At 51.4% G+C, this 8468-nt stretch carries 3 protein-coding genes and 1 pseudogene; 3 read left to right on the forward strand and 1 reads right to left on the reverse strand.

The genetic code is table 11. The features are described from left to right. Nucleotides 1–92 precede the first annotated feature (92 nt). The 3 genes from AADEFJLK_RS19760 to AADEFJLK_RS19770 all read left to right on the forward strand — a co-directional run bounded on the left by AADEFJLK_RS19760 (nt 93) and on the right by AADEFJLK_RS19770 (nt 7761). On the forward strand, nt 93–3788 hold the full coding sequence (locus AADEFJLK_RS19760) for a pyridine nucleotide-disulfide oxidoreductase (RefSeq protein WP_103975479.1): 3696 nt from the start codon (nt 93–95) through the stop codon (nt 3786–3788). A 303-nt stretch (nt 3789–4091) separates the two neighbouring features. Then, on the forward strand, nt 4092–5252 hold the full coding sequence (locus AADEFJLK_RS19765) for a glycosyltransferase 61 family protein (RefSeq protein ID WP_249028093.1): 1161 nt from the start codon (nt 4092–4094) through the stop codon (nt 5250–5252). A gap of 118 nt (nt 5253–5370) precedes the next feature. Beyond that, nucleotides 5371–7761, forward strand: a complete 2391-nt coding sequence (locus tag AADEFJLK_RS19770; RefSeq protein WP_103975480.1) for a Lon protease family protein — start codon at nt 5371–5373, stop codon at nt 7759–7761. Between the two features lie 546 nt (nt 7762–8307). Here the strand turns inward: AADEFJLK_RS19770 and AADEFJLK_RS19775 are convergent. Continuing rightward, a pseudogene (locus AADEFJLK_RS19775) lies at nt 8308–8468 on the reverse strand (IS1595 family transposase); the annotation flags it as partial.

Raw genomic sequence — 8468 nt, forward strand, 5'->3', positions numbered from 1 at the left:
TTCTCTTTCTCTTTCAGCCAGTCCATTAGTGAAAATCTTGCCGCTTAACCGCTAAGTTGTGCATTAATGAGGCTCTCACAGACCCCAACTCTATGGAACACAACACTTTTACACTTGGAATCCCTGACTTTACTTATGCTGACTTGTACGATGCCAACCGCCTGAAAGATTTGGCGGGGGTGTTTGACGCTTCTGTGCAACGCCATGATGCCGAGCTGTTCGGGCAGTTTGCCGCGTATCGGCAAGCGCAGGGCGAAGGGTTTGCGCCGGAGGCGATTTCTGAACTGTTGGTTAATATGGCCCCTTACGTCGGCCAGTTTGTCGCGAAGCTATTCAATATTTCTGCGCAGCACGACGCACAACGGGCGACGATTGCCGATGAGGTTGAGACTATTTTCACTTATAAGAATGAAGTGGTCGAAAAGCTCGGCGTGTATTTTAAAGGCCAAACAATTGATGACTGGGACATCGCCGCGCTGAATGCCCAGTTAGAAAGCCTGACGCTGGCGGGTTTTCCCGAAGCGGCGGCGGATACTGACCCAGAGCGCCGCGTGGCGCGGGTTGGGGCGGTGATTGGGTCGCTGTCGGCGCATTATAAGGCGGTGGCTAAGGGTAAAGATGGCGGGTACGAAAATGCTGATCTGGTGGTGCAAAGTCTGCGCGAACGCTTGGCGGCGGATGCGCAAGCGGCGGTGTGGTTTGCCGACAGTTTGGCGCAACCGGAAGCGGCCGATTTTGTCGCGGGGCTGATGGATTGCGTACAGCGCTGGAGTTTTGCCGCGACCCATAATAGTGCCATTGCCGACCACTGGTTGAGTTTTAAATTTCCCGAAAAGCGTGATTTTGATGATTTGGTTGCGCATGATACGGTGGATAAGGGTTTGTTTAGCGCGTGGATGGGTGAGCATCGCCGCCGCCGTGATGGCTTTAAATTGACCGATCCGCGATATGGCCAGCGTCAGGTGTTGTCGGAAGTTAACCATTGCATTTATTGCCATGAGCGCGATACTGATTCTTGCTCTAAAGGGATGCGCAATAAAAAGACCAATACTTATAAGGTCGATCCGCTGGGCGAAACCACAACGGGTTGCCCGTTGGATGAAAAAATCTCGGAAATGCACTTGGTGAAACGCCGTGGCGACAATATCGGCGCGTTGGCGATTATTGTCGTGGATAATCCGATGTGTCCGGGCACGGGGCATCGGATTTGTAACGAGTGTATGAAGGGCTGTATTTACCAAAAAACCGATCCGGTCAATATTCCGCAAATCGAAACCAATGTGCTGACCGATGTGCTGTTCATGCCTTATGGGTTTGAGATTTATAGCTTTTTGACGCGTTGGAATCCGCTCAATATTAAGCGTCCGTATATGTTGCCGTACAATGGCAAAAATGCGCTAGTGGTGGGTTTGGGGCCGGCGGGTTATACCATGAGCCATTATTTGCTGAACGAAGGATTTGCGGTGGCGGGTATCGACGGTTTGAAGTTGGAGCCGTTGCCTGTGGAACTGACGGGCGATGCCGATCATCTGCCGACACCAATTGCTGATTTTAAAGACTTATACGAAGATTTGGACAAGCGGATTTTGGCGGGCTTCGGCGGTGTCGCCGAGTACGGCATTACCGTGCGTTGGGATAAGAATTTCTTAAAAGTCATTTATCTGACTCTGCAACGCCGCGCGGCCTTCCGCAGTTACGGCGGTGTCCGTTTTGGCGGCACCTTGACCATTGAAGATGCGTGGCAAATGGGCTTTGACCATATTTGTATCGCCTCTGGCGCGGGGCAGCCGACGATTATTGATTTGAAAAACAATCTGATGCGCGGTATCCGTAAGGCTTCGGATTTCTTGATGGCGTTGCAGCTGACCGGGGCGGCGAAATCGTCGTCTTTGGCCAATCTGCAAGTGCGTTTGCCAGCGGGGGTTATTGGCGGCGGTCTGACGGCGATTGATACCTCGACCGAGCTGATGGCATATTATCCGGTGCAGGTGGAAAAAATCTTGCACCGTTATGACATTTTAGTGGCTATGTACGGTGAAGAGACGGTGCGCCGCCGTTATGATGCCGAAGAAATTTTGATTTTGGATGAGTTTTTAACGCACGGTAAGGCGATTAAGGCCGAGCGTGACCGCGCGGTAGCGGCGGGTGAGTTGCCTAACTTCCAACCCTTGGTGGAAAGCTGGGGCGGGGTGACGTTGTTCTACCGTAAGGGCATGAAAGACGCGCCAGCGTATCGGCAAAACCATGAAGAAATTGCCGAAGCCTTGGAAGAGGGTATCGCGTTAGCGGAGGGCATGAGTCCGGTTAGTGCGCACGGCGATGCGTTTGGGCATTTAAACGCGGTCGAATTTGACAAGTTGACGCTGGAGAATGGCCGTTGGCAAAGTGCCGGGCAAACAGTCACCGTACCGTTGCGGAGTTTGTATATTGCTGCGGGTACGTCGCCCAATACCATTTATCAAAGCGAATACCCCGACACCTTTGTTATGGATAAGTGGTTCTTCCAACGTTATGAGCCGCAATGGAGCGAGGGCGGCGAAGTGGAGTTGGTCGCCATGCACGACACCACCGCGCCCAAGTTGGGTAAGCCAGCACCGCTGACATCGTACCAAAAAGACGGTAAGTTCATCAGTTTCTACGGCGATAACCACCCGGTCTATGCGGGTAACGTGGTAAAGGCGATGGCCAGCGCGAAAAACGGTTATCCTTACGTCGCGCAATTGTTTGCTAAAGAACTGGCTGGCCTTGACCCTGCCCAACAGCCCGCGCGTGATGCGGCAATGGCGGATTTGTTCGCGCGTTTGGATGACGCGTTTAAGGCGACCATTGTCGCCATTAATCGTCTGACCCCGACCATTATCGAGGTGATAGTCAAAGCCCCGCTGGCGGCGGAAAAATTCCACCCCGGCCAATTCTACCGGGTGCAAAACTACGAGGCCTACGCGCCTGTGGTCGAAGGCACGGTCTTGGCGGCAGAAGGTTTGGCGCTGACTGGGGCGGAAGTCGATAAGGAAAACGGCACGATTTCGTTAATCGCCTTGGAAATGGGGTCTTCGTCCAGACAGTGCGCCCATTGGAAAGTCGGCGATCCGTTGGTCATTATGGGCGTAACGGGTACGCCGACCGACATACCGACCGGACAAACGGTGTTGCTGTTGGGCGGCGGTTTGGGTAATGCGGTATTGTTCTCCATCGGTAAGGCTTTACGCGCGGCGGGCAATCGGGTGGTGTACTTTGCCGGTTATAAGTTTGCCCATGACCGTTTCAAGGTCGAAGATGTTGAAGCCGCTGCGGATTTAATTATCTGGTCGGTTGATAATGGCGAGGGTGTCCAGCCCATCCAACCTAGCCGCCCGCAAGATAAAACCTTTGTCGGCAATATTCTGGAAGCGATGTTAGCTTACGCGACAGGCGAGCTGGGCGAGCAGCCGATTGCCTTGGCGGATGTCGACCATTTGGTGGTGATTGGCTCTGACCGGATGATGTCGGCAGTGAAAGAAGCCCGTTATAACGTCCTGAAACCGTACTTAGGCAAGGTGCAACACGCCATAGGCTCGATCAACTCGCCGATGCAGTGCATGATGAAAGGTATCTGTGCGCAATGTTTGTGTAAGCATGTCGATGCCGAATCGGGTAAGGAGTATTTTGTTTATTCCTGCTATAACCAAGACCAAGATTTGGATAAGGTGGACTTCCCACATCTGAACGCGCGGTTACGGCAAAACAGCGTGCAGGAGAAGTTGTCTAACCTGTGGTTGGATTATTTGCTGGTGAAGCAACAGGCGTAGATGCTACGTTTGTGAGGTGAAAAGAGGCGTAGCAAGGTTGCTTGTTACGCCTTTTTTTATGGGCTTGTATAACGTGATGTTTAGGTTTGTCATAAAAGCATACCCCTGGCGTATCAAACTATAAGGCAAAGAAAAGATAGCTGTCACATTATCATAATGACATTGTTTTAAAATCATTCGTTGCGAAGAAACGGGTTGCAGGTAAATGCTTCGCGTTTTCCGTAGCGAATGGCTATTCTTATGTTGGTGCTGGAAGTATGAATAAAATAGATTATCCGGCTTATTTTAGATTGATTTTGAATAATGATTGATGTCAGCACTAAAAAATCCGCGCTGGTCGTACCGCAAACGTTCGCTAATGATTTCGGCAAAGGCGGGTTGAATTTTGCCCACGGGGTGGTGCGCAGCGAGAGTGATCCGGTGTATTTTTCCCACATGCGTAAGGGCAAACCTTTGCTGAATGTGGCGTTGCAAGCGTCGTTGCTTGGCGCGGAACCCGCCAAGCTGGCGGGTAAGTGGTTGTATCTGGGTGGGGTGTACAATCATTTTGGGCATTTTGTTGCCGAGTCCATCCATCGGGCTTGGGCGTGGCGGCAGTATGGGCAGGATTGTTGTGGGGTGCTGTTGTTGCCGAAGCTAAAACGCTTCCAAACCCGCTACCGTATACCCGACTATGCAAAAGATTTGCTCGGTTTATTTGGGCTTGAAGAACGGCATCTGCACTTTGTCACCGAATTGACCGAGGTTGAGGAATTGCTGATCCCGGAACCCGGTTCCCAGTTATTTTTGCCTCCGTCTGAGGAATATATACGCTTTTTAGCGAGTTTGGACTTGCCCCGGCACTTGGCGGCTCAGCCATTACCCGAAGGTTTTACCCCTAAGGTAATGGTGTCTCGCCAACATTACCGCCTGTATGGGGCGATTGCCGGCCTAGGGGCATTGGAACAGCGTTTGGCACAGGAGGGTTATTTTATCTTTTGCCCAGAGCAATACCCGGTCGCCACACAGCTAAAAGTGTATTTGCAAGCCGAGCGGCTGATTTTTGAAGAAGGCTCGGCGCTGCATTTGCTGGAGCTGCTTGCTGAAATTAAAGCCGAGGTGTTGGTTATCGAGCGTCGCCTGAATGCTAAGGCTAGCTCTTTTGATAGCGTTTTGGCTATGCGGGCACCGCATTACCGCAAATACAGCCAAGCAGTGGCTTTACCGTCGCTGTCTACCGCAAAGTTTGCCGGCGCTAATACTTTATCCGTCCTCGATCTGACTGCCTTGGCCGAGTTTTTGGTACAGCACGGTTTTGCCTCCCCCGCATTGCTTCAAGGCTTTACTTGGCAGCCCCAAGCGAAAAACGATGTGCTGGATTATTTGTTGGTGCGCTCTAACCCGCCCGCGCCTGGATTTGATGGGTGTGTATTGGGGTATTTGCAGCGTGTGCAGGAGATTTTTAAAAATTTGGCGGAGAAATAGCTTAAGCGGCTATCGTCAATCCTGCGCTTAAGCATTTAGGCCGAGATACCCATATCAACCACCCCCCTAAAAATGGTAAAATCAACGGTTTAATTATTATCCGGCTGCTATTTTACTCATGACTTCTACCGAAAAACTGCCCATAACCGCGTTAAAGCTCCCTGTTGATCTGGACGGTGTGGATTTTCCAGCCCTTGCGCCAGTGCCGTCGGGCATTTTAGGGCAAGACCGGGCGCGGGCGGCGTTGGCTTTTGGTATTGCCATGCCACAGTCCGGCTACCATATTTTTGTTATGGGCGAGCCGGGTATGGGGCGTTTGACTATGATTAACCAGCATCTGGACAGTTTGGCGGCGGCATTGCCTACCCCGGCTTCGTTCGCTTATGTCGATAATTTTGAGAATTCCCGTGAGCCGGTGGCGTTGGAGTTGCCTGCCGAGTCTGGGCAGCCGTTCCGCAAAGACATTGAAGCGTTGCTGGATAATCTGTTGCACATCTTCCCCGCCGCATTTGAAAGCCCGGCTTATCAGCAAAAAAAGACCGCGATAGAACGGCAGTTTAATCATGATTATCATCGGGTTATTGATAGTGTCGATAAAAAGGCGCGGAGCATGGCCATTGCCCTGTTCAGGGAAGATGACAATATTACCTTTGCGCCGATTCGGGATAATAAGACCCTAAATGAAAAGCAGTTTAACCAATTGCCGGAAGCGGAGCGGGAGACCTTTCACCGCCAAGTGGAAGAGCTGGAAGACTTTCTGAGTGACGGGCTGTTAGAGTTGCCGTCATGGCGGCGGGCGGTGTTGGAAAAGTTTAAGCAATTGGATAACGACACTATCGGCCAAGCTTTGCAACCGTTATTGGCCGAGCTGCATGACAAGTATTTGGCGATTGACGATGTTATCAGCTACTTATCGGCTTTAGAGCAAGAGCTGTACACGACTATCGGCGATTATCTGATGCCCGTTCGGGGCGAAGTGTTATCAATGGCGGCGAAACGCGCCCGCTTGCTTGAGCAATACGCCCCGCATATCTTAGTAGACCATTCGCAAGACAGCGGTGCGCCTGTGGTTTACGAAGCCCACCCGACGTATCAAAATTTATTCGGGCGTATCGAATACGCCAGCGACCAAGGCTTGTGGGTGACGCATTATCAGCGTATCTGCAAGGGGTCTTTGCACAAGGCGAACGGCGGTTATCTGATTCTGGACGCGGAAAAGCTGGTCGATTACCCGTTTGTTTGGGACGCACTAAAACGGGCGTTAAAATCTGGTTATATTGATATTGAGTCGCCGTATTCGGAAATGGGCATCAATACCATGAGCCTAAAACCGGAAGTGATTCCGCTGAACGTAAAAATTATTCTGGTCGGTTCCAGCGATATTTATTATCTGTTGGAAGAGCTGGATAATGAGTTTAACGAAATGTTTAAGGTGTTGGCGGATTTTGATGATGATATTCCCATTACTTCCGCCACCCGCGCCCATTTTGCCGCGTTGATGCAAAAACAAGCCGCCGATTCGGGGGCAAGGCCGTTGACGGCGGCGGCGGTGGCCTGCCTGATGGAGCATAGTTGCCGTTTGGCTGAAAATCAACACCGTTTTTCGGCGCGTATTAATGATACGTTAGAACTGATCGGCGAGGCGAACCTGTTTGCCAAGCACAGCGCGTCGGCTTTGTTGGAACGCGCCCATATCGAGCAAGCTTTAGCGGCGCGGGAGTACCGCAATGGCGGGCTGTCGCAACGTATTCTTGATGATATGCTCGACGGCACTATCCTGATTGATAGCCACGGCGAGGCGATAGGCAAAATTAATGGCCTGACGGTGCTGACTTTGGGGGGCAGCAGTTTCGGCGCACCCGCCCGTATCACCGCGACGGTTTATCCCGGCTCGCGTGGGATTGTCGATATTGAGCGCGAGGCCGAATTAGGCCAAGCGATACATTCTAAAGGCGTGATGATTTTGACAGGGTATCTGGGGCATTATTACGCCCAGCAATTCCCTTTGGCGATTTCCGCCAGCATCGCCATCGAGCAGTCTTACAGTGCGATTGACGGCGACAGCGCGTCGCTGGCGGAGTTGTGCTGTTTGATTTCGGCACTGACCCGCACCCCGATTAACCAAGCGTTTGCGGTGACGGGTTCGATTAACCAATACGGGGAAGTGCAGGCCATTGGCGGGGTGAACGAAAAAATCGAAGGCTTTTTCCGGCTCTGCCAAGCACGGGGCTTGACCGGGCACCAAGCGGCGATTATTCCGGCGGCTAATAAACGTAACCTGATGTTAAAGCAGGAGGTGATTGATGCCGTAGCACAAGGGCTGTTTGCCGTGTACGCCGTCTCTACCGTTGATGAAACCTTGGAACTGTTGACCGGACACCTGGCCGGAGAACCTGATGCCGAGGGCAATTACCCTGAAGGCAGCATCAACTATAAAGCTATTTCCAGATTGAAGGAGATTTCGGAAATGACAGGGGCTGATGATGACAAGGAAGAAGGGGAATCGTAAGCTTTGTAGGCAGTTAGAGGGATTATGATAGAATCAAGCTTACAACATACACGCATCATAAGGAGCTTTTAATGGTTATTGATCTAACTGATTTGAGCAACATTGGGCAGCTAAAAGCTCAGGGTGATTTTAGGTCTGTAAAAAGCTTGGTAGCAAAAGCCTTGGGTTTCGCCATAAAGGCCAATAGCTGGGACGGCTTGTATGGACAACTCTGTAAAATACGCGCTGCAATCACAGAAAACCATCAGCGGTTGTGCGTATTAGCGAATAATGACGCGGCTATTAGGGCATTAGGGGACTTCGATAAAGTAAAAGAAGCCTTATCTGCCCTGCTGAGCGTTAAGCTACCCGCCGAAAGCTGGCCGCAACTGCTTAGCAGGTTTCAACAGGTCATGTCGGCATTTCTACCTAATGAGACCTTAAACGGCAATAGCCCGCTTTATACCCATGAAGAAAAAGTGCGGAAATTTGACCAAATAAAATTTCAAAATTTTGTCAACAGTTCAAAGTTAGACCTGATTAGCAAGATGCTTCAGCCGAGCGGATTCAAACCTCTGGGCGAGGCCCAACGGCGATGGCAGCAACAAGCAGGCGCATGGGAAGCCTATCGAGCTGGAACCTGCGGTTGAAGCGATAGGCGAACGCCCCCAGATAACGCGAGGCATATTTTGCGAACCCAAACGCATGGTAAGCACCACCAAGGCTGG

Source organism: Methylovulum psychrotolerans (assembly GCF_002923755.1).
GTDB classification, from domain to species: Bacteria; Pseudomonadota; Gammaproteobacteria; order Methylococcales; family Methylomonadaceae; genus Methylovulum; species Methylovulum psychrotolerans.